Source organism: Shewanella youngdeokensis (genome assembly GCF_033180165.1).
Taxonomy (GTDB): domain Bacteria; phylum Pseudomonadota; class Gammaproteobacteria; order Enterobacterales; family Shewanellaceae; genus Shewanella; species Shewanella youngdeokensis.
In genome coordinates, this window is record NZ_CP136522.1 from 4,212,091 (window position 1) to 4,235,079 (window position 22,989).

Sequence of the window (22,989 nt, forward strand, 5' to 3'; positions counted from 1 at the left end):
CCTTTTTTACAACTTAGTAACTTTTAGCGCGAAATTAATCAGCACTTCCAGCTAAGTTTAGTAGATCAGCAAGGTTCTGCTCAGCTTCGCTTGCGCTAATTGTTGGTGCTTCTGTAGATTCAGGTTTAGCTGCTTCTGCTGCACGCTTCTGATGGTATGAGTAACCAGTACCAGCAGGGATCAGACGACCCACAATTACGTTCTCTTTAAGACCGCGTAGTTTATCTTTCTTACCACCAACAGCAGCTTCAGTAAGAACACGAGTGGTCTCCTGGAACGATGCGGCAGAGATAAACGATTCAGTAGCAAGAGACGCCTTGGTAATACCAAGAAGCTCACGTTCGAATGTTACTAACTGCTTACCTTGTGCTTCTAGTTCGCGGTTAGCGATCTTCACACGTGATACTTCAGCTTGTTCACCCGCCAAGAAGTTACTGTCACCGGCATCGGTAATTTCACACTTACGCAGCATCTGGCGAATAATCACCTCAATGTGCTTATCGTTAATTTTAACGCCTTGTAGACGGTAAACGTCTTGTACTTCATTTACGATGTAGTTAGCCACATTGTGGATACCACGTAGACGTAAAATATCGTGAGCAGCTTCTGGACCATCAGCAATAACTTCACCACGTTCGACTTTTTCACCTTCGAACACGTTAAGGTTACGCCATTTAGGGATCATCTCTTCGTAATGATCACCACCTTCAGCAGGAGTAATCACTAGACGACGCTTACCTTTGGTTTCTTTACCGAACGAGATTGTTCCCGAAATTTCAGCAAGAATGGCTGGCTCTTTTGGCTTACGCGCTTCAAACAAGTCGGCTACGCGTGGCAGACCACCGGTAATATCACGAGTTTTAGATGATTCTTGAGGAATACGAGCTAATGCATCACCAACGTTAATTGGTGCGTTATCGTCAAGGTTCACAATCGCGTTGCCAGGCAAGAAGTATTGCGCTGGTACTTCAGTACCAGGGATCTTCAAGTCGCCGCCATCAGCAGCAACTAGACGGATCATAGGACGCATCTCTTTACCGGCAGTAGGACGTTGTGCAACATCTAATACTACGATAGATGATAGACCTGTTAGTTCGTCTGTTTGACGTGTCATAGTGACACCTTCAATCATATCAACGAACTTAGTACTACCCATCACTTCAGTGATAATAGGGTGAGTATGTGGATCCCAGTTAGCGATGATATCGCCCGAAGCAACTTGTGCATCTTCTAGTTTTTCTAGAATAGTACCGTACGGTACTTTATAACGCTCTTTCTCACGACCTAACTCATCAATGATGGCTAGTTCTGAAGAACGAGATATGATGACCAATTTACCTTCAACGTTGGTTACATACTTCGCGTTGTGTAGCTTGAGAGTACCTGCGTTCTTAACCTGAACGTTGTTCTCTGCTGACGCACGTGATGCTGCACCACCAATGTGGAACGTACGCATCGTAAGCTGTGTACCTGGCTCACCAATTGACTGAGCTGCTACTACACCGATTGCTTCACCTTGGTTAATGATATGGCCACGAGCCAAATCACGACCGTAACACGCAGCACACACACCGAAGTCTGTATCACAGCTAATCACTGAGCGAACAATCATTTCATCGATAGAGTTATCTTCGACGATGTCACACCAAGTTTCATCAAGAAGCGTATTACGTGGCACAAGTACTTCTTCAGTACCTGGCTTAAATACATCTTGAGCAACAACACGACCTAGAACACGTTCACGTAACGGCTCAACAACATCACCACCTTCAATAAGCGGTTTCATTGTTAGACCTTCAAACGTTCCACAGTCTTCTTCGATAACAACCAAATCTTGTGCAACGTCAACTAAACGACGAGTCAAGTAACCAGAGTTAGCTGTTTTCAATGCCGTATCCGCAAGACCTTTACGCGCACCGTGAGTAGAAATAAAGTATTGAGATACGTTTAGACCTTCACGGAAGTTAGCGGTAATAGGAGTTTCGATGATTGAGCCATCCGGCTTAGCCATCAAACCACGCATACCTGCTAGCTGACGAATCTGTGCGGCACTACCACGAGCGCCAGAATCGGCCATCATGTAGATGCTGTTGAAAGATTCTTGTTTTTCTTCTACGCCGTCACGGTTAATAACGGTCTCAGTAGACAAGTTATCCATCATCGCTTTAGAGACTTTCTCGTTCGCGCTTGCCCAGATATCGATCACTTTGTTGTAACGCTCACCAGCAGTTACAAGACCTGATTGGAACTGCTCTTGAATTTCAAGAACTTCCGCTTCAGCGTCAGCAACAAGTGTGTATTTCTCATCTGGAATAACCATGTCGTTGATACCTACAGAGGCACCAGACACAGTTGCAAAATGGAAACCGGTGTACATCAATTGGTCAGCAAAGATAACGGTATCTTTAAGACCTAGTTGACGGTAACAAGTGTTCAATAGCTTAGAGATCTGCTTTTTACCCATGTTCTGGTTAACCAGATCATAAGACAAACCTTTAGGCAAAATAGTTGAAAGCAATGCACGACCAACGGTTGTATCAACGATACGACGAGTCTTAACCTTCTCGCCTACTTCGTTAGTCTTGGTTTCAGTAATACGAACCTTAACGCGAGCATGCAATTCAACAAAACCGGTGCGATAAGCTTTTTCAACTTCAGCAACATCGGTAAATGCCATGCCTTCACCCTTGCCGTTAACGCACTCACGACTCGTGTAGTAAAGACCCAATACAACATCTTGTGACGGTGTAATTACCGGCTCACCGTTCGCAGGTGATAGAATGTTGTTGGTAGACATCATTAGTGAACGTGCTTCTAGCTGAGCTTCCAGCGTTAGCGGCACGTGAACAGCCATTTGGTCACCATCGAAATCGGCGTTGTATGCCGCACAAACCAATGGGTGAAGCTGAATAGCTTTACCTTCGATTAGTACTGGCTCAAATGCCTGGATACCTAGTCTGTGCAGTGTTGGCGCACGGTTAAGCATCACTGGGTGTTCGCGAATTACATCGTCTAGAACATCCCAAACTTCTGGTACTTCACGCTCAACCATCTTTTTAGCAGCTTTGATGGTTGTCGCTAAGCCACGACCTTCTAGCTTGCCATAGATGAATGGCTTAAATAGCTCAAGTGCCATCTTCTTAGGAAGACCACACTGATGTAAGCGGAGTGTTGGACCTACGGTAATAACCGAACGACCAGAGTAATCAACACGCTTACCTAGCAAGTTCTGACGGAAACGACCTTGCTTACCTTTGATCATATCAGCCAAAGATTTAAGCGGACGCTTGTTAGAACCCGTAATAGCACGACCACGACGACCGTTATCTAATAGCGCATCGACAGATTCTTGCAGCATACGTTTTTCGTTACGTACGATGATATCTGGAGCAGCTAGATCTAACAGGCGCTTTAAACGGTTGTTACGGTTAATTACACGACGGTAAAGGTCGTTCAAATCAGACGTAGCAAAGCGTCCGCCGTCTAGTGGTACTAGAGGACGAAGATCAGGTGGCAGAACTGGTAAAACTTTAAGGATCATCCACTCAGGCTTGTTACCTGATTGGAAGAATGCCTCAACAAGCTTAAGACGCTTAGTGATCTTCTTACGACGAGTCTCAGAATTGATTGATGGCAATTCTTCACGCATCATTTCAATTTCTTTCTCAAGCTCAATAGCGCGTAGCAACTCTAAAACTGCTTCTGCACCCATCTTAGCTTCGAATTCATCACCGTACTCTTCTAATGCATCCAGATATGTTTCTTCTGTTAGCATTTGACCACGTTCGAGGCTGGTCATACCAGGCTCAATAACAACGAAAGATTCGAAGTAAAGTACGCGCTCAATATCACGAAGAGTCATATCCAGCATCAAACCGATACGAGACGGAAGTGACTTCAAGAACCAAATGTGTGCTACTGGGCTTGCTAGATCGATGTGACCCATACGCTCACGACGTACTTTAGTCTGTGTAACTTCAACGCCACACTTTTCACAGATCACACCACGGTGCTTAAGACGTTTATACTTACCGCATAAACATTCGTAATCTTTTACCGGACCAAAAATACGCGCACAGAACAAACCTTCACGTTCAGGCTTGAATGTACGGTAGTTAATGGTTTCTGGCTTCTTAACTTCACCAAAAGACCAAGAACGGATCAAATCAGGTGACGCAAGGCCAATCTTGATTCCATCGAATTCTTCAGTCTTGCTTTGCTGTTTCAGAAACTTTAATAAGTCTTTCACGTTTCTCTCCTGAAGGAGTTAAATCGGGTGCCCTGCTAATGCAGAGCACCGATTTTGCCAAATAGAGGCGGGAACCAGTTTTACTTGGTATCCAACTCAATGTTGATACCGAGCGAACGGATCTCTTTCAACAATACGTTGAAAGATTCAGGCATACCTGGTTGCATCTGATAGTTACCGTCGACGATGTTTTTATACATCTGAGTACGACCGTTCACATCATCTGACTTAACGGTTAGCATTTCCTGAAGGGTATATGCAGCACCGTAAGCTTCAAGTGCCCATACTTCCATCTCACCAAAACGCTGACCACCGAACTGTGCTTTACCACCCAATGGTTGCTGAGTAACAAGACTGTACGAACCAGTAGAACGGGCGTGCATCTTATCGTCAACCAAGTGGTTAAGCTTGAGCATGTACATGTAACCAACTGTTACTTGACGCTCAAATTCGTTACCAGTACGACCATCACAAAGCGTTAGCTGACCTGATGTCGGTAGACCTGCAAGAGCAAGCATCTGCTTGATCTCTTTCTCTTTGGCACCATCAAACGCAGGTGTAGCTGTTGGTACACCACCTTTAAGGTTTTTAGCAAGACGCAGGATTTCATCATCAGTGAATGAATCGATATCAACGCGCTGCTGCACTTCGTCACCTAATTCATATACTTCTTTGATGTAACCGCGTAATTCTGCCAATTCGCGCTGCTCTTCAAGCATTTCAGTAATACGGTTACCGATACCTTTAGCTGCAGCACCCATATGAACTTCAAGTACTTGACCGATGTTCATACGTGAAGGTACACCTAGTGGGTTCAATACGATATCCACTGGGTTACCTTTTTCATCGTAAGGCATGTCTTCAACAGGGCAAATCTTAGAGATTACACCTTTGTTACCATGACGACCCGCCATCTTATCACCTGGTTGGATCGTACGTTTAACTGCAAGGTAAACCTTAACAATTTTCAGTACACCTGGTGCTAAATCATCACCTTGAGTGATCTTACGACGCTTGACTTCAAATTTCTTATCGAAATCAGCTTTTAGCTCTTCCGCTTGCTCAGCTAGTTGCTCTAGCTCAGTTTGCTTAGCTTCATCATCGATGGCCTGAACCAACAATTGTGAGCGTGGAATAGCTGTAAGTTGTTCTTCATCGAAACCAGCAGCCAACAATAGGTTGCGTGCACGACCAAGAACACCTTCTTCAAGAATTTGGAACTCTTCAGTCAAATCCTTCTTCGCTTCCGCGATTTGTAGCTCTTCAATCTCAACAGCACGCTTATCTTTATCAACACCGTCACGAGTAAATACTTGTACGTCGATGATAGTACCTTTAACAGAGTTAGGTACACGTAATGAACTGTCTTTAACGTCAGAAGCTTTTTCGCCGAAAATAGCTCGGAGGAGTTTCTCTTCTGGAGTTAGCTGTGTTTCACCCTTAGGTGTCACTTTACCAACTAGGATGTCGCCACCCTTAACTTCAGCACCGATATAAACGATACCTGATTCATCCAGCTTAGAAAGCGCAGACTCACCAACGTTTGGAATATCAGCTGTGATCTCTTCGCTACCTAGCTTAGTATCACGAGCGATACAAGATAGCTCTTGGATATGGATTGTCGTGAAACGATCTTCCATAGCCACACGCTCAGAGATAAGGATTGAATCCTCAAAGTTGTAACCATTCCAAGGCATAAATGCGATACGCATGTTCTGACCAAGAGCCAAGTCACCTAAATCGGTAGAAGGGCCATCAGCAAGAACATCACCAGTAACAACTGGATCACCCATAGAACAACAAGGACGTTGGTTAATACACGTGTTCTGGTTAGAACGAGTGTATTTAGTCAAGTTGTAGATATCGATACCAGCTTCACCAGGGTGTAGCTCAGATTCGTTAACTTTTACAACAATGCGGCTTGCATCTACGTAGTCAATATAACCACCACGCTTAGCAACAACAACAACACCAGAGTCAACTGCAAGGTTACGCTCAATACCAGTACCGACTAATGGCTTATCAGCTTTTAGTGTTGGCACGGCTTGACGTTGCATGTTCGCACCCATCAATGCACGGTTAGCATCATCGTGTTCTAAGAACGGAATTAGCGATGCCGCAACAGAAATAATCTGCTGTGGTGATACATCCATATATTGGATATCAGCTGCACCCATAAAGGTTGAATCACCTTTATGACGACAAGCGATAAGCTCATCCATCATGCGGCCATTTTCGTCTAACTCAACGATAGCCTGTGCAATAACGTAACGACCTTCTTCAATAGCTGACAAGTAATCTACTTCGTCAGTTACTACACCATCGATTACCTTACGGTAAGGTGTTTCAAGGAAGCCATAGCTATTGGTGCGAGCAAAGGTTGACAACGAGTTGATCAAACCAATGTTTGGACCTTCCGGAGTTTCAATAGGACATAGACGACCGTAGTGCGTCGGATGTACGTCTCGAACTTCGAAACCAGCACGTTCACGAGTCAAACCACCTGGGCCAAGCGCAGAAATACGACGCTTATGCGTCACTTCTGATAGCGGGTTGTTTTGATCCATGAATTGTGAAAGCTGTGAAGAACCAAAGAATTCTTTAACAGCAGCAGAAATTGGTTTTGCGTTGATCAAATCCTGAGGCATAAGCTCATTCAGATCACCAAGGCTCAAACGCTCACGTACGGCACGTTCAACACGAACTAGACCTACACGGAATTGGTTTTCAGCCATTTCACCAACACTACGGATACGACGGTTACCTAGGTGATCGATGTCATCAACTTCGTCAAATCCGTTACGGATAGCGATGATGTTTTTCATCACGGCAACGATATCTTCTTTAGAGAGGATACCCGTACCTTCGTCATCATCAATGCTAAGACGACGATTGAACTTCATACGACCAACTTTAGAAAGGTCATAGCGTTCTTCGCTGAAGAAAAGGTTATTAAATAACGCTTCTGCAGCATCTTTGGTTGGTGGCTCGCCTGGGCGCATCATACGGTAGATTTCAACAAGCGCTTCTAAGCGGTTCGTTGTTGAATCAATACGTAAAGTGTCAGAAATATAAGCACCGTTATCAAGTTCATTAATATACAGTGTGCTTACTTCTTTAATGCCAGCAAGTGAAAGTTTAGCAAGGTCTTCTAGACCAATTTCAGCGTTAGCTGAAACCAATACTTCACCGGTATCTGGATCAATGTAGTCTTGACCAGAAATCTTACCAACGATGTACTCAACAGGTACTTCAAGCTCAGTCGTATTAGTCTTTTCAAGTTGACGAATATGACGTGCAGTAATGCGACGTCCTTTTTCAACAAGAATAGTGCCGTCTGCAACTTTAATATCGTAACTTGCTGTTTCACCACGTAAGCGATCAGCAACGAGATCCATAACTAATGAATCGTTTTTAATCTTAAAGTTTACGCGTTTGAAGAACAGATCAAGAATATCTTGAGTTGAATAATCTAGCGCGCGAAGAATGATCGTTGCAGCCAATTTACGACGGCGGTCAATACGAACAAACAATGCATCTTTAGGATCGAATTCAAAGTCTAACCAAGAACCACGGTAAGGAATAATACGTGCATTATAAAGCACCTTACCTGAAGAGTGGGTTTTACCACGGTCATGATCAAAGAATACGCCCGGGCTACGGTGCAGCTGAGATACAATTACACGCTCAGTACCATTGATAACAAAGGTACCGTTTTCAGTCATTAGAGGGATATCCCCCATGTAGACTTCTTGTTCTTTAATATCCTTTACTGTGCCAGGTGCAGCTTCACGGTCATACAGCACCATACGCAATTTAACGCGCAATGGAGCAGAATATGTAATACCGCGGATTTGACACTCTTTCACATCAAAGACAGGCTCACCCAGTTTGTAGCTGACATATTGCAGCTCTGAGTTACCAGAAAAGCTCTTGATGGGAAAAACGCTACGGAAAGCAGCTTCAAAACCACGCTCACCTGTAGGATCTTGATCGGTGAACTTCTTAAAAGAGTCCAACTGGATTGACAGTAGGTAAGGGATGTCCAAAACTCGTGGACGTTTACCGAAGTCTTTGCGAATACGCTTCTTTTCAGAATAGGAGTAAACCATGGGTTTCCTCTGATTGCGAGATGTGACCAAGACTGAAACAATCGATATGATTGAAACAGCGCGTTTGCCCATCACCGTTGAAAGCAAGAACCCAACCAGTAATCTCTGTTAGGAACTGCGAAATCTGGCGATAAACGGTGAATAAAAAATCGCCTGCGCTTACAGCGCAAAAAAGGCCGACGGTTAAAAAACCGCCAGCCTCCGCCCGACTAATCGGGTGGTTGTAAGTTAGAGTATAACTTACTTAACTTCTACTGAAGCACCTGATGCTTCAAGTTCAGTTTTAAGAGTTTCAGCTTCTTCTTTGCTGATAGCTTCTTTAACTGGAGTTGGAGCAGCTTCAGCCATAGCTTTAGCTTCTTTAAGGCCTAGACCAGTTGCGCCACGTAGAGCTTTAATTACTTTAACTTTGTTGTCACCGAAAGAGGTAAGAATTACGTCAAATTCTGTTTTCTCTTCAGCAGCAGCAGCTTCGCCACCACCAGAAACAACAGCAGCAGCAGCAGATACGCCGAACTTTTCTTCCATTGCTTCGATTAGTTCAACAACTTCCATTACAGACATTTCTGCAAGAGCTTCTAAGATTTGGTCTTTTGTGATAGACATAACAAAAAATTCCTAATTGTACTGAATTCAATTTAATTAAGCGGCTAATAAAATTATTAAGCTGCTTCTTTCTGATCGCGTAGTGCGGCCAATGTACGAACGAACTTGCCTGCAGATGCTTCTTTTAGAGTCATCATGAACTGAGCTAGTGCTTCTTCGTATGTTGGTAGTGTTGCTAAACGATCAATATTATCTGCAGGGATGAATTCCCCTTCAAAGGCTGCTGCTTTGATTTCAAACTTCTCTTGTGACTTCGCGAAATCTTTAAGAAGACGCGCTGCTGCACCTGGGTGCTCATTAGAGAATGCAATCAAAGTAGGACCAGTGAACGTATCGCTTAGGCACTCAAAATCAGTACCAGCGACAGCGCGTTTAACTAGTGTATTACGTACAACTTTTACGTATACACCAGCTTCACGAGCTGCTTTACGAAGACCGGTCATATCACCTACAGTAACACCGCGTGAATCGGCTACAACTGCAGATAAAGCACCTTTGGCAGCTTCGGCGACTTCAGCAACAATCGCTTTTTTGTCTTCGAGTCCTAATGCCATTGGCTTTACTCCTGGATTCTATCTAGGGAAATCCCTAGCAATTACCATGCTAAGCACCATGGGTGCTTAGCGACTTACGGCGCGAAAAAATCCAGCAGATTAAATCTATCTGGGGTTCGACACCGTCTACGTAGGAAATTAAGTTAGTTAACAACCAACACCTACGGTCTTGGACGGAGACTACTTTTTAATTATTTAAAATTAAATTATAGCCCCAACCCTACAAAGTGCGCGCATTATAGACTAACGCGCGAGCTTTGTAAATTTACTTAACATCGTCCAGAGTACTCTGGTCAACAGCAACACCTGCACCCATAGTGGTAGAGATGCTTACTTTCTTAAGGAAAACACCTTTAGCAGCAGCAGGCTTGGCTTTTTTAAGAGCAGCAAGTAGAGCTTCTAAGTTTTCTTTAAGTTGAGCGGTTTCAAAATCCACTTTACCGATAGTAGTGTGGATGATGCCGTTCTTATCGTTACGATAGCGAATTTGTCCAGCTTTAGCGTTCTTAACTGCTTGTGCAACGTTTGGCGTTACAGTACCAGTTTTAGGGTTAGGCATAAGACCACGTGGGCCTAGGATTTGACCTAACTGACCAACAACGCGCATTGCATCTGGAGATGCGATAACTACGTCAAAGTTCATTTCGCCAGCTTTAACTTGTGCAGCAAGCTCGTCCATACCGACTAGCTCAGCACCAGCTGCAGTAGCAGCTTCAGCGTTAGCGCCTTGAGTGAACACAGCTACACGTACTTCACGACCAGTACCGTGTGGTAACACAGTTGCGCCACGAACGTTTTGGTCAGATTTACGTGGATCAACACCAAGGTTTACAGCTACGTCAACACTTTCAACGAACTTAGCAGTAGCTAGCTCTTTTAGTAGTGCAACAGCTTCATTGATGTCGTAGTTTTTAGTCACTTCAACTTTTTCGCGGATCAAACGAGCGCGTTTAGTTAGCTTTGCCATTATATTAGTCCTCTACTACCAAACCCATTGAACGCGCAGTACCTTCAATTGAGCGAGTCATCGCTTCAATATCAGCACCAGTCATATCAGCGGCTTTAGTCTCAGCAATTTCCTGGACAGCGCTACGCTTGATAGTTCCCACTTTATCAGTGTTAGGACGACCTGAACCTGATTTCAGACCAGCTGCTTTAAGCAGTAGGAAAGATGCAGGTGGCGTCTTAGTTTCGAAAGTGAAAGAGCGATCAGTGTAAACAGTGATAACTACTGGAATTGGCATACCTTTGTCGAACTTATCAGTACGAGCGTTGAATGCTTTACAGAATTCCATGATGTTAACACCTTTCTGACCCAATGCTGGGCCTACTGGTGGCGACGGGTTTGCAGCACCGGCTGCGACTTGTAGTTTGATGTAACCATCAACTTTCTTTGCCATGAGACATTTCCTCAAGTTTGGGTTCAAACGCCATCAACACTATGCTGAAAGGCTCCCCGAAAAATATGGGTGCGAATTATATATAAATTCACACCCATTTCCAATCAATTTCTGTGCTTTATTTAATCAGCTCTTTTCGATCTGACTAAAGTCCAGTTCTACAGGTGTTGAACGACCGAAGATCATAACAGACACCTTAACGCGGTTCTTCTCATAATCGACTTCTTCAACTGTTCCGTTAAAGTCAGCGAACGGGCCGTCAGTAACACGAACAACTTCACCAGCTTCAAACATAACGCGATGAGTTGGAGACTCAGTCGTTTCTTGTAGGCGTTGAAGTATTGCATCCGCTTCTTTATCAGAGATCGGTGCTGGGCGATCAGATGTACCACCGATGAAGCCCATTACACGAGGAATGCTCTTCACTAAGTGCCAGCTTTCATCATTCATTTCCATCTGGACTAATACATAACCAGGGAAGAATTTACGTTCACTTTTACGGCGTTGGCCAGCACGCATTTCTACTACTTCTTCTGTAGGTACAAGTACCTCGCCGAAATAGTGTTCCATGCCGTGCATTTGGATATGCTCATTCAACGTCTTACAAACACGACCTTCATAGCCGGAAAACGCTTGTACTACATACCATCTTTTTTTAGCTTCAGTTGCTTCAGTCATTCGAGATGCCTATACGCCTGTAATAAAATTAACAATTCTAAGCAATACCGCGTCCAAGCCCCAAAGGACTAGGCCTAAAACGGCTGTCGCAGCTAATACAATAAAAGTAGTATTAAGTGCTTCTTGACGCGTAGGCCAAACCACTTTACGAACTTCAATCTGAGATTCACGAGCAAACAGTATCGCCTGCTTGCCTTTTTCCGTTTGTGACGCAATAAAACCAGCAATAGCAAAAGCAACTACAACGCCTAAAGCGCGTACCACGACACTTGCTTCAGCGAAATAATGATTGCCAATAATAGCAGCAGCCAACAAGATTGCGACTAGGCCCCACTTTACGATATCCAGAGAGTTACCCTGGCTTTCAGTATTTGTTGTCATCGGTTAATTCCGTTACTCACTACGATCTGAGACAAATCAATACTAATTCAATAGTATTTTGCTCAGTGAAAATTCAGTCAGATGATTCATCCAAACTGACGACTGCTCAATACACTCACCAAAGTATATCCAGCGAGTCCAAAATCGGCCATAGATTGTATTCTTATTCCGCTTATTTGGCAAGAATACAAAACACAGCATAACTGACAAAAAGCGTACTTGCCCGCAAATAAAATCAAAAAAGGCAGCCTAAGCTGCCTTTTCTAGATATTGCGGTAAGATTTGTCGCTATTAAGCAACAACCTCAGCTACAACACCAGCACCTACTGTACGGCCACCTTCACGAATAGCGAAGCGTAAACCTTCGTCCATCGCGATTGGGCAGATTAGCGTTACTGTCATAGCAACGTTATCACCAGGCATTACCATCTCTACGCCTTCTGGCAATTCGATAGTACCGGTTACGTCTGTTGTACGGAAGTAGAACTGTGGACGGTAACCTTTGAAGAATGGAGTGTGACGTCCACCTTCATCTTTCGACAGAACATAGATTTCTGATTTGAAAGTTGTGTGTGGAGTGATTGAACCAGGCTGAGCCAAAACTTGACCACGTTCAACGTCTTCACGCTTAGTACCACGTAGAAGTACACCACAGTTCTCGCCAGCACGACCTTCGTCAAGAAGCTTACGGAACATTTCAACACCAGTACAAGTAGTCTTAGTTGTATCTTTGATACCAACGATTTCTACTTCTTCACCAACTTTGATGATACCGCGCTCTACACGACCTGTTACTACTGTACCACGGCCTGAGATTGAGAATACATCTTCAATTGGTAGAATGAACGCACCGTCAATTGCACGCTCTGGCTCTGGAATGTAAGTATCTAGTGCTTCTGCAAGCTCAATGATCTTAGCTTCCCACTCTGGCTCGCCTTCTAGGGCTTTAAGCGCAGAACCTTGGATAACTGGTAAGTCATCACCTGGGAATTCATATTCAGATAGAAGTTCACGAACTTCCATTTCTACTAGTTCTAGTAGTTCTTCGTCATCTACCATGTCACATTTGTTCATGAATACGATGATGAATGGTACACCAACCTGACGTGAAAGCAGGATGTGCTCACGTGTTTGTGGCATTGGACCATCTGTAGAAGCTACTACTAGGATTGCGCCGTCCATTTGTGCTGCACCGGTAATCATGTTTTTAACATAATCGGCGTGACCAGGACAATCTACGTGTGCGTAGTGACGTGAAGGTGTGTCATATTCGATGTGAGAAGTATTAATTGTAATACCGCGTTCACGCTCTTCTGGAGCATTATCGATTTGTGCGAAGTCTTTAACTTCACCACCGTAAGTTTTTGTCAATACTGCTGAGATAGCTGCAGTTAGTGTTGTTTTACCATGGTCGACGTGACCAATTGTACCAACGTTAACATGCGGTTTACTACGTTCAAATTTTTCTTTAGCCATGGTATTGCCCCAATCCGAAGTACTGGTGATGAAACTGCATATAGCAAAAAAATCCGATACATAAATGTAATCGAATCAGTTAGTAAGATAGTTGAGTTTCACATGAAGCAGGAGGCTGGCTGACTGGTAGTCTTAAACTGGAAAAAGCACCCCGAGATGAGTGCTTTCTACTGATTAAGTATTATCAGTAAGAATTTGGAGCGGATGGCGGGAATCGAACCCGCGTTATCAGCTTGGAAGGCTGGAGTAATACCATTATACGACATCCGCGCAACCTACTTCAGGTTACCTAACTACCTAGAAAATGGTGGAGGGAGAAGGATTCGAACCTTCGAAGGCTGAGCCGTCAGATTTACAATCTGATCCCTTTGGCCACTCGGGAACCCCTCCAAGGAAATGGTGCCGGCACCAAGAGTCGAACTCGGGACCTACTGATTACAAGTCAGTTGCTCTACCAACTGAGCTATGCCGGCGTGTCATTTCGGTAGCGGATATTATGGAATAGTGAGCACAAGTGCAATAGCAAAATCGTTTTTTTTATAAAAAAAGCGTTTAAACGACGTTTTTTTACGCTTTGGCGCCCCACAATGATTACTTTTAAAGCATAAAATGCCTGACGAGTATAATTGCTTGTAACTCCATTATTCTTGTTGTTGTCGATAATAAAATCATAGTGTAATGTGCTTTGCCTAATGGAGAATTTAGCAATGACGCAAAACAACCAAATTCACAATGCACTATACTTACCTTTTGAGCGTCAGCAGTGGGCTAAGTTACGAGAATCAGTACCCTTAACGCTCAGTGAACATGATCTTGCCGACTTACGCGGTATCAATGAGAGTGTTTCTCTTTCTGAGGTCACCGACATATACCTCCCCCTAAGTCGCTTGCTCAACCTTAATGTTGGCGCCAAACAACAACGCGGCCTAGCGTTAAACAAGTTTCTTGGTCGCGTTCCCCCTAAAAAGCCTTATGTGATCAGCATTGCGGGAAGCGTAGCAGTAGGGAAAAGCACTACGGCACGAATTTTACAGGCATTACTTACTCATTGGCCTGAACATCCAAAAGTCGACTTGATTACTACCGATGGTTTTTTGCATCCCCTTGCAGAGCTCAAGCGCCGCGGCTTAATGCAGCGCAAAGGTTTTCCTGAGAGTTATGACATGAAAGCCTTGATGGAATTTATTTCAGCAGTAAAAGCTGGTGAACCCGCCGTGAGCGCCCCTCTGTATTCCCATGTCACATATGACAGAATACCGGATCAGTACCAGTGGATCCGCCAGCCAGATATCTTAATTATCGAAGGCCTAAATGTATTACAAACGGGGAAAGACTCAGCCGTCGACACTCGGCGCCCTTTTGTATCAGACTTTGTCGACTTTAGCATCTATGTTGATGCCGACGAAAAGTTATTGAAGACTTGGTATATAGAGCGATTCTTAAAGTTTAGAAAAGGCGCCTTTAGTGAGCAAAGTTCTTATTTTCATCACTACAGCCACTTATCGGATGAAGACGCCACAGGCATCGCATCAAAAATTTGGGACACGATAAACGGCCCAAATCTAACCCTAAATATCCAACCAACACGTGAGCGTGCCCACCTTATTTTACAAAAAGGTAAGAGCCACCTGATGGATAAAGTGCTGTTAAGAAAATAGTCTAGCTGAGGTTTCTCAAACTAATTTCACCGCCAATGTAACTTTTGAGACCTGTTGGCGTTTCCAGAACCACAGCACCTTGCGGATCAATGCCGCGACAAATACCGTGTATTTCATCAGCACCAATGATCAACTTAACAGCTTGACCATTATAAAGGTCAGCTTTATCCCAACGATTTTTAAAAGGCATTAAACCTGCAGTTTCAAACTCGATTAAATCTTGCTGCAGTTGCTTGTGCAGTAATATGAGTAATTCGGTTTTGTTTGGCATGCAATCAAGAGCGCTAAGATCACTCCAAGGTTGATCAATCGACGCCCCCTGCAGTTCGCTCATCGCCATATTTAAACCGATACCGATCACCAGGTTACATTCACTGTCTGTTTGCCCATTCATCTCAATCAGCACACCTGCTAACTTTTTACCAGCCAGAAAAATATCGTTTGGCCACTTTACAGCAACATTAGCTACATTCAGCTGCTTCAGTACGGACACGATTGAACACGCAACCACCAAGCTTAGCCCCATAGCTTGAGCCATCCCTTGCGGAAATTGCCAATACATTGAAAAATAGAGATGACAGCCATAAGGCGACACCCAAACACGACCTCTTCTGCCACGGCCAGCGGACTGGTATTCAGCGATACATATATCGCCAGAATCAAGCTCATCGGCATGCTTTAACATAAAGCCATTGGTGCTCGGAATATCGTCGAAATAGAAACAACGCTGATTAATTGCCGCTTTCAATACACTCTCATCAACCAAAGACAACGGGTTATTAAGTTTATACCCCTTACCTTTCACGCTATATATGTCTACCCCATACGGCTCTAGTCCACTAATATGGTTAGCTATAGCCGTACGCGATACACCAAGCTTTGCAGCTAAAGCTTCACCAGACACAAACTGTCCATTCGCTAGTTCGGTCAATATACTGCGCTTACGGCTCCATTGCTCCGCCATGTTAAAAAGCCCCTCTTTTCGTCGAAATCATTCTAGGTTCAGGCTCAAGCTTTATACCAAATAACGAATGTATTCTATCAATGATGTAGCCAGACAAAGCTAAAAGCTCATCACTTGTAGCATCCCCCTGGTTTATCAATACCAATGCTTGCCTCTCATGCACCGCAGCATCGCCTATTTGATAGCCTTTTAACCCTGCAGCCTCAATCAACCACCCTGCTGCCACTTTAGTTTGCGCCAACCCTTGCGGGTAACCTACTATGTTTGGATACCGTTGAACCAATGAATTAAACTGCTCATTGGCAATCACCGGGTTTTTAAAAAAGCTACCGGCATTACCAAAAACCTGCGGATCAGGCAATTTGGCCATTCTGGTTTCACAGATGCAGTCAAAGACCTGACGTGGAGTAACACCTGTACCATATAACGCTTTTAGTGGTCCATAATTTAAATTAGGTTGCCAAACTTTTGAAACTTTAAAACCTACATTTGTAATTAGCACCTTACCTGAAAGCTGCTGTTTAAAAATAGATTCTCGATAACCAAACTGGCACTCATCTGCATTAAGGCGATAAAGCAGCCCGCTAGAAAGATCAACATATTCTACCCACTGACAAAAATCATTAAACTCCGCGCCATAAGCGCCTATATTTTGTATGGGAGCAGCGCCCACAGTCCCTGGAATAAGCGCAAGATTCTCCATACCAGCGATGCCTTTATCCAAGCAGTAGCAAATAAGATTGTGCCAATTTTCACCCGCTGCAACAGTTAAAAAGAAGTTACTATCATCTTCTGAGACTTCTATCCCTTGCGTTTTTACCAATACTACAGTGCCAAGAAAATCCTCACAAAGGATAACATTACTCCCGCCACCTAACACCAGCATAGGCTGCTGCTCACGATATAAACGAACACAGCGCGACACTAACTCTTGCGTTGTATCAGCAATAACAAGCTCTTGACAGCCGTGCTCAAGTCCAAAAGTATTATATGATTTTAAAGAAACAAGATGGTTCACTGAGCAGTCTTTTTATCAGGAGGAAAAATGCATTGTAACGTAAACAAATGGCTCTCAGAAGCCCTATCTCTGATTAGAGTTCTACCAATAAGAGATAGGGCTAACAGGTAATATTTACCGATTTCTATGAATGGTTTGCAACCAAAATTGCTTTGATAAAAAGCTAGTTTTGTTCGCCAAGCGATTCATTTGATCACATTTAACATGAGCCTCTTCAGTCCGCTGCAGGTTCACATTAGATAAATCATTAATAGTGACAATTGACTGACTTATTTCTGCAGCGACTGCAGTTTGTTGGCTCATGGCTGTAGCGTTTAGCTCAGACATCTCGTGGATACGGCCAATTGAACTGCGCAATTGCTCGAAGGCATTATCTGCATTACCGGCCAACTTAACCGATAAATCAGCTTTACTCTGTCCCGCCTCCATTGCACTGGCTGCAGTTTGGGTGCTTTTTTGAAACTTAGTCACAATATCGCTAATTTGCGCCGTTGATTGGCTAGTCCGAATAGAAAGCTGCCTCACTTCATCAGCGACCACCGCAAAACCACGACCCGACTCACCAGCACGAGCCGCCTCAATTGCCGCATTTAGGGCTAGCAAATTAGTTTGCTCTGCGATGCCTTTGATCTCACTCAACACAGTAGATATTGCATGACTATCTTGTTCAATTGAATCTACAACGGCAGAAAAATGAATCACTTCTTCCCTTAATTCGCCAATCGATGTTACCACTTTCAGAAGGTGCTCATGACCTTGGCTTGCAGACTCTAGACTAGCATTGATTTCTTTTGCCGCCTGCTGCGTATTATCGTTCACTTCAGCAAAACTTGAACTCATCTCTTCAATAGCGGCGGCCACTTGATTAGTTTGTAAACTTTGACTATCTGCGCGCCGATTGGTATCGACTATCGTTTGCATCAATGATTCACTTTCATCACTAATTGACGAAGCTGAGTCCGCCATTCGACCTACAACACCACCGGTTTCAGTGACTAAGTAGTTTAATGCTAGATCAATTTTACCTATTTCATCCTGTCGGCCACTATACACATGCCGCGCAATAGGGTCGTCCATCACTTTAACCGATTTTTGAACCAGTACGCGTAATGGCCTAGTCAATAAATGAATTCCCAAAACACCAATCACACTACCAATAACAGCAGTTATCACAGCAGGCAGGAATGTTCCTGCAAGTACACTACATACAGTTATAAATACACACCACAAACCTAACCGACCAATAAAGCCAATTGCAGGATCTTTTAAAACAGAATTACTAGCACCAGAATTAATTTTTGCATAAAGTGTTTCGGCCGCTGTAACTTGTTCAGCTGTTGGTTTACGCCTAATCGACTGAAACTCATGTAATTTACCGTTCTCAAAAACAGGCGAGATATACGCATTGGTCCAATAATATTTCCCCGTTTTAGTTATATTCTTAATTAAACCCATCCAGGTTTGCCCAGCATTAATGCTAGACCAAAGCGATTCAAATACGGATTTTGGCATATCAGGGTGACGCACAATACTGTGTGGTTGTCCTCTAAGCGCACTTGCTTCACGCTCTGACATTGTTGCAAATACATCGTTGGCGTACTTAATCTTGCCTTTCAAATCTGTAGTCGATAGTAAAATACAATCATCGGTCATTGATTGTTCGATTTTAGAATCCGGCTGCTGTCGCATGGCAATACCTTTTATAGTTATCTAATTCATATACTGACAAAACCGAACACTCGATTACTTGATACAAATCAATACGAAATGGCATAAGAAATATTTAAAAGAACTCTGGAATTTAACGGTGCAATAATGAGTATAAATAACTGGCTGTCACTCTCATTTTATATATCAACAATAGGATTTTAGATGAAATTATATGTGGTTAATTCAATCCCAGTAGCTAATTCCAGCGAATGACCAAATAATATTATCTATGCCGGCACAGAACTGCTTAACGACATGAAATGGTACAGCGTTAATTGATTCATTGAGACGATTGATACTCACTGCTAATGCTTAGGTGATAAATCAATGGTTCAATCAAAACATTGAATAATATCTAATGAAAATACAATTAGTAGAAAGGTGGTTTCAACGGGATTGAGTGAGAGCACTCAGATGTAAAGAGCTTCTCGCCAACAAAGTACAAAATTCAAACACGAAAAAGCCCTAGCATTTCTGCTAGGGCTTATCGTAATGTTGGCGGAGTGGACGGGACTCGAACCCGCGACCCCCGGCGTGACAGGCCGGTATTCTAACCAACTGAACTACCACTCCTTTAGCAAATTGCTTACGCATTATGCTAAATTCTTTTAAAGTCGCTAGCTTGTCAAAGGCTAGTAGACTTGCTTCACTCTCCAAAAAGAGAAAAGCTAAATTAGCGCCTGGAAATGACCTACTCTCACATGGGGAAACCCCACACTACCATCGGCGATACTGCGTTTCACTTCTGAGTTCGGAATGGGATCAGGTGGTACCACAGCTCTATGGTCTCCAGACAAATTGGGTAAATTTGAAAAGCTGTTACTCGCTTACGCAAGTAAACTGAAATCTATTATTGAGTCACACAACATTAAGTGCTTCTAATTCTGATACTGTAAAAACATCAGTCTCATACAAAACCCATCAGGGTTGTATGGTTAAGCCTCACGAGTCATTAGTACAGGTTAGCTCAACGCCTCACAACGCTTACACACCCTGCCTATCAACGTCCTAGTCTCGAACGGCTCTTTAGAGGAATTAAATTCCTAGGGATGACTCATCTTAGGACTCGCTTCCCGCTTAGATGCTTTCAGCGGTTATCGATTCCGAACGTAGCTACCGGGCAATGCTATTGGCATAACAACCCGAACACCAGCGGTTCGTCCACTCCGGTCCTCTCGTACTAGGAGCAGCTTCCTTCAATCATCCAACGCCCACGGCAGATAGGGACCGAACTGTCTCACGACGTTCTGAACCCAGCTCGCGTACCACTTTAAATGGCGAACAGCCATACCCTTGGGACCGACTTCAGCCCCAGGATGTGATGAGCCGACATCGAGGTGCCAAACACCGCCGTCGATATGAACTCTTGGGCGGTATCAGCCTGTTATCCCCGGCGTACCTTTTATCCGTTGAGCGATGGCCCTTCCATTCAGAACCACCGGATCACTATGACCTACTTTCGTACCTGCTCGACGTGTATGTCTCGCAGTTAAGCTGGCTTATGCCATTGCACTAACCGTACGATGTCCGACCGTACTTAGCCAACCTTCGTGCTCCTCCGTTACTCTTTGGGAGGAGACCGCCCCAGTCAAACTACCCACCAGGCACTGTCCCGAACCCCGATTCAGGGGCCGCGGTTAGAACATCAAAACTACAAGGGTGGTATTTCAAGGACGACTCCACAACATCTAGCGACGTCGCTTCAAAGTCTCCCACCTATCCTACACATGTAGGTTCAATGTTCAGTGCCAAGCTATAGTAAAGGTGCACGGGGTCTTTCCGTCTAGCCGCGGGTATACGGCATCTTCACCGCAATTTCAACTTCACTGAGTCTCGGCTGGAGACAGCGTGGCCATCATTACGCCATTCGTGCAGGTCGGAACTTACCCGACAAGGAATTTCGCTACCTTAGGACCGTTATAGTTACGGCCGCCGTTTACCGGGGCTTCGATCATGAGCTTCTCCGAAGATAACCCAATCAATTAACCTTCCGGCACCGGGCAGGCGTCATACCGTATACTTCCTCTTGCGAGTTTGCACAGTACTGTGTTTTTGATAAACAGTTGCAGCCACCTGGTATCTGCGACTGCCAACAGCTTAGGAAGCAAGTTCCATCACCGTCGGCAGCGTACCTTCTCCCGAAGTTACGGTACCATTTTGCCTAGTTCCTTCAGCCGAGTTCTCTCAAGCGCCTTGGTATTCTCTACCCAACCACCTGTGTCGGTTTGGGGTACGATTCCTACTAACCTGAAGCTTAGAAGATTTTCCTGGAAGCATGGCATCAACTACTTCATCACCTTAGTGACTCGTCATCAGTTCTCAGCCTTAAGTAAACCCGGATTTGCCTAAGTTTACAGCCTACAACCTTAAACGCGGACAACCAACGCCGCGCTAGCCTAGCCTTCTCCGTCTCTCCATCGCAGTTAGCAGAAGTACAGGAATATTAACCTGTTTCCCATCGATTACGCCTTTCGGCCTCACCTTAGGGGTCGACTCACCCTGCCCTGATTAACATTGGACAGGAACCCTTGGTCTTTCGGCGAGGGAGTTTTTCACTCCCTTTATCGTTACTCATGTCAGCATTCGCACTTCTGATACCTCCAGTGTGGGTTACCCCTTCACCTTCAACGGCTTACAGAACGCTCCTCTACCGCTTGCTAGTAAACTAGCAAACCCATAGCTTCGGTGTATTGCTTAGCCCCGTTAAATCTTCCGCGCAGGCCGACTCGACTAGTGAGCTATTACGCTTTCTTTAAATGATGGCTGCTTCTAAGCCAACATCCTAGCTGTCTAAGCCTTCCCACATCGTTTCCCACTTAGCAATAACTTTGGGACCTTAGCTGATGGTCTGGGTTGTTTCCCTTTTCACGACGGACGTTAGCACCCGCCGTGTGTCTCCCGAGTAGTACTCATTGGTATTCGGAGTTTGCAAAGGGTTGGTAAGTCGGGATGACCCCCTAGCCTTAACAGTGCTCTACCCCCAATGGTATTCGCTCGAGGCGCTACCTAAATAGCTTTCGAGGAGAACCAGATATCTCCCGGTTTGATTGGCCTTTCACCCCCAGCCACAAGTCATCCGCTCATTTTTCAACATAAGTCGGTTCGGTCCTCCAGTTGATGTTACTCAACCTTCAACCTGCCCATGGCTAGATCACCGGGTTTCGGGTCTACACCTTGCAACTAAACGCGCAGTTAACACTCGGTTTCCCTACGGCTCCGCTATTCGCTTAACCTCGCTACAAAATGTAAGTCGCTGACCCATTATACAAAAGGTACGCAGTCACGGTCTCAAGAACCGCTCCCACTGCTTGTACGTATACGGTTTCAGGTTCTATTTCACTCCCCTCACAGGGGTTCTTTTCGCCTTTCCCTCACGGTACTGGTTCACTATCGGTCAGTCAGGAGTATTTAGCCTTGGAGGATGGTCCCCCCATATTCAGACAAGATGTCACGTGTCCCGTCCTACTCGTTTTCACGTAAAGTTAGTTTTCATGTACGGGGCTATCACCCTGTGCCGCTGTGCTTTCCAACACATTCCACTAACACCCTCTACGCTTAAGGGCTAATCCCCGTTCGCTCGCCGCTACTAGGGGAATCTCGGTTGATTTCTTTTCCTCCGGGTACTTAGATGTTTCAGTTCCCCGGGTTTGCCTCACAACACTATCTATTCATGTTGTGATACATGCTTATGCATGTGGGTTTCCCCATTCGGACATCGTTAGCTCAAATGCTTGTTACTAGCTCGCCAACGCTTTTCGCAAGTTACTACGTCCTTCATCGCCTCTGACTGCCAAGGCATCCACCATATACGCTTAGTCACTTAACCATACAACCCAAATAAGTCTCTATGAGATATACTCGTTGTTTCAAGCGGGTAAGCTCAAAACAGTCGTATCGTAACTAATGGTTTCTACTTTCGCCAAAATTAGAATTTTTAACTCATTGCCGTTAAGCAATAAGCCAAGACACTTAATGTTTAAGTGTTTAGAACTCAATTTTTTAATTTCGCATTAACGCTATAAACAACAATACGAATAATCGTAATCGCTGTCCCTTTCACGTTAACACTATCAGCTTTCCAAATTTTTAAAGAACGGGCTTAAAAAAGCCAAAGATAAATTTTATGTTTATCTTTGGCATCTCTATCCAATGCATGCCTCACTTATCAGCTAGAAAAGTAAGT

The 22,989-nt window shown here is 44.3% G+C and carries 13 protein-coding genes, 4 tRNA genes and 2 rRNA genes; 1 reads left to right on the forward strand and 18 read right to left on the reverse strand.

Going from position 1 to position 22,989, the window contains the following annotated elements:
• Positions 1–34: 34 nt before the first annotated feature.
• The 12 genes from rpoC to RGE70_RS18040 form a co-directional block, all read right to left on the reverse strand.
• Positions 35–4,249 (reverse strand): DNA-directed RNA polymerase subunit beta', encoded by a 4,215-nt coding sequence (gene rpoC, locus RGE70_RS17985; protein ID WP_310472778.1) that lies wholly within the window; start codon positions 4,247–4,249, stop codon positions 35–37.
• 80 nt (positions 4,250–4,329) lie between these two features.
• Positions 4,330–8,361 carry a DNA-directed RNA polymerase subunit beta gene (rpoB, locus tag RGE70_RS17990; RefSeq protein ID WP_310472779.1) on the reverse strand — a complete coding sequence of 1,344 codons (4,032 nt, stop codon included), beginning with the start codon at positions 8,359–8,361 and terminating at the stop codon, positions 4,330–4,332.
• 240 nt (positions 8,362–8,601) lie between these two features.
• On the reverse strand, positions 8,602–8,967 hold the full coding sequence (gene rplL / locus RGE70_RS17995; RefSeq protein ID WP_310472780.1) for a 50S ribosomal protein L7/L12: 366 nt from the start codon (positions 8,965–8,967) through the stop codon (positions 8,602–8,604).
• A 56-nt stretch (positions 8,968–9,023) separates the two neighbouring features.
• Positions 9,024–9,521, reverse strand: coding sequence for a 50S ribosomal protein L10 (gene rplJ, locus RGE70_RS18000; RefSeq protein WP_310472781.1), 498 nt, complete (start codon positions 9,519–9,521; stop codon positions 9,024–9,026).
• A 265-nt stretch (positions 9,522–9,786) separates the two neighbouring features.
• Positions 9,787–10,488 carry a 50S ribosomal protein L1 gene (gene rplA / locus RGE70_RS18005; RefSeq protein ID WP_310472782.1) on the reverse strand — a complete coding sequence of 234 codons (702 nt, stop codon included), beginning with the start codon at positions 10,486–10,488 and terminating at the stop codon, positions 9,787–9,789.
• Between the two features lie 4 nt (positions 10,489–10,492).
• Positions 10,493–10,921, reverse strand: a complete 429-nt coding sequence (rplK, locus tag RGE70_RS18010; protein ID WP_310472783.1) for a 50S ribosomal protein L11 — start codon at positions 10,919–10,921, stop codon at positions 10,493–10,495.
• Between the two features lie 126 nt (positions 10,922–11,047).
• Positions 11,048–11,599, reverse strand: coding sequence for a transcription termination/antitermination protein NusG (gene nusG / locus RGE70_RS18015; protein WP_310472784.1), 552 nt, complete (start codon positions 11,597–11,599; stop codon positions 11,048–11,050).
• A 9-nt stretch (positions 11,600–11,608) separates the two neighbouring features.
• On the reverse strand, positions 11,609–11,980 hold the full coding sequence (secE, locus tag RGE70_RS18020; protein WP_310472785.1) for a preprotein translocase subunit SecE: 372 nt from the start codon (positions 11,978–11,980) through the stop codon (positions 11,609–11,611).
• Between the two features lie 291 nt (positions 11,981–12,271).
• Positions 12,272–13,456 (reverse strand): elongation factor Tu, encoded by a 1,185-nt coding sequence (gene tuf, locus RGE70_RS18025; RefSeq protein WP_310472776.1) that lies wholly within the window; start codon positions 13,454–13,456, stop codon positions 12,272–12,274.
• A 196-nt stretch (positions 13,457–13,652) separates the two neighbouring features.
• Positions 13,653–13,726: transfer RNA gene (locus RGE70_RS18030), tRNA-Gly, on the reverse strand.
• A 35-nt stretch (positions 13,727–13,761) separates the two neighbouring features.
• Positions 13,762–13,846, reverse strand: a tRNA-Tyr gene (locus RGE70_RS18035).
• A 7-nt stretch (positions 13,847–13,853) separates the two neighbouring features.
• Positions 13,854–13,929 (reverse strand) — tRNA-Thr (locus RGE70_RS18040).
• A 234-nt stretch (positions 13,930–14,163) separates the two neighbouring features.
• Here RGE70_RS18040 and coaA point away from each other — a divergent pair.
• Positions 14,164–15,114, forward strand: a complete 951-nt coding sequence (coaA, locus tag RGE70_RS18045) for a type I pantothenate kinase (protein ID WP_310472786.1) — start codon at positions 14,164–14,166, stop codon at positions 15,112–15,114.
• A 1-nt stretch (position 15,115) separates the two neighbouring features.
• On the opposite strand, the gene birA is transcribed toward coaA, so the two are convergent.
• The 6 genes from birA to RGE70_RS18075 all read right to left on the reverse strand — a co-directional run bounded on the left by birA (position 15,116) and on the right by RGE70_RS18075 (position 22,632).
• Positions 15,116–16,078 carry a bifunctional biotin--[acetyl-CoA-carboxylase] ligase/biotin operon repressor BirA gene (gene birA, locus RGE70_RS18050; protein ID WP_310472787.1) on the reverse strand — a complete coding sequence of 321 codons (963 nt, stop codon included), beginning with the start codon at positions 16,076–16,078 and terminating at the stop codon, positions 15,116–15,118.
• Position 16,079: 1 nt separating this feature from the next.
• Positions 16,080–17,096 (reverse strand): UDP-N-acetylmuramate dehydrogenase, encoded by a 1,017-nt coding sequence (gene murB, locus RGE70_RS18055; RefSeq protein WP_310472788.1) that lies wholly within the window; start codon positions 17,094–17,096, stop codon positions 16,080–16,082.
• Between the two features lie 114 nt (positions 17,097–17,210).
• A complete protein-coding gene (locus RGE70_RS18060) occupies positions 17,211–18,785 on the reverse strand; it encodes a methyl-accepting chemotaxis protein (protein WP_310472789.1) in 1,575 nt (524 codons plus the stop codon).
• Between the two features lie 517 nt (positions 18,786–19,302).
• Positions 19,303–19,379: transfer RNA gene (locus RGE70_RS18065), tRNA-Asp, on the reverse strand.
• A gap of 105 nt (positions 19,380–19,484) precedes the next feature.
• Positions 19,485–19,600 (reverse strand): 5S ribosomal RNA (rrf, locus tag RGE70_RS18070).
• Between the two features lie 137 nt (positions 19,601–19,737).
• Positions 19,738–22,632: ribosomal RNA gene (locus RGE70_RS18075) — 23S ribosomal RNA — on the reverse strand.
• Between the last annotated feature and the right edge of the window lie 357 nt (positions 22,633–22,989).

What these genes read in the sequence shown, in the direction of transcription:
- secE (WP_310472785.1), bottom strand. Translation starts at nt 11,980, where the DNA reads ATGACAACAAATACTGAAAGCCAGGGTAACTCTCTGGATATCGTAAAG.
- rplJ (WP_310472781.1), bottom strand. Translation starts at nt 9,521, where the DNA reads ATGGCATTAGGACTCGAAGACAAAAAAGCGATTGTTGCTGAAGTCGCC.
- tuf (WP_310472776.1), bottom strand. Translation starts at nt 13,456, where the DNA reads ATGGCTAAAGAAAAATTTGAACGTAGTAAACCGCATGTTAACGTTGGT.
- RGE70_RS18060 (WP_310472789.1), bottom strand. Translation starts at nt 18,785, where the DNA reads ATGCGACAGCAGCCGGATTCTAAAATCGAACAATCAATGACCGATGAT.
- rpoB (WP_310472779.1), bottom strand. Translation starts at nt 8,361, where the DNA reads ATGGTTTACTCCTATTCTGAAAAGAAGCGTATTCGCAAAGACTTCGGT.
- rplL (WP_310472780.1), bottom strand. Translation starts at nt 8,967, where the DNA reads ATGTCTATCACAAAAGACCAAATCTTAGAAGCTCTTGCAGAAATGTCT.
- rplK (WP_310472783.1), bottom strand. Translation starts at nt 10,921, where the DNA reads ATGGCAAAGAAAGTTGATGGTTACATCAAACTACAAGTCGCAGCCGGT.
- birA (WP_310472787.1), bottom strand. Translation starts at nt 16,078, where the DNA reads ATGGCGGAGCAATGGAGCCGTAAGCGCAGTATATTGACCGAACTAGCG.
- rplA (WP_310472782.1), bottom strand. Translation starts at nt 10,488, where the DNA reads ATGGCAAAGCTAACTAAACGCGCTCGTTTGATCCGCGAAAAAGTTGAA.
- coaA (WP_310472786.1), top strand. Translation starts at nt 14,164, where the DNA reads ATGACGCAAAACAACCAAATTCACAATGCACTATACTTACCTTTTGAG.
- nusG (WP_310472784.1), bottom strand. Translation starts at nt 11,599, where the DNA reads ATGACTGAAGCAACTGAAGCTAAAAAAAGATGGTATGTAGTACAAGCG.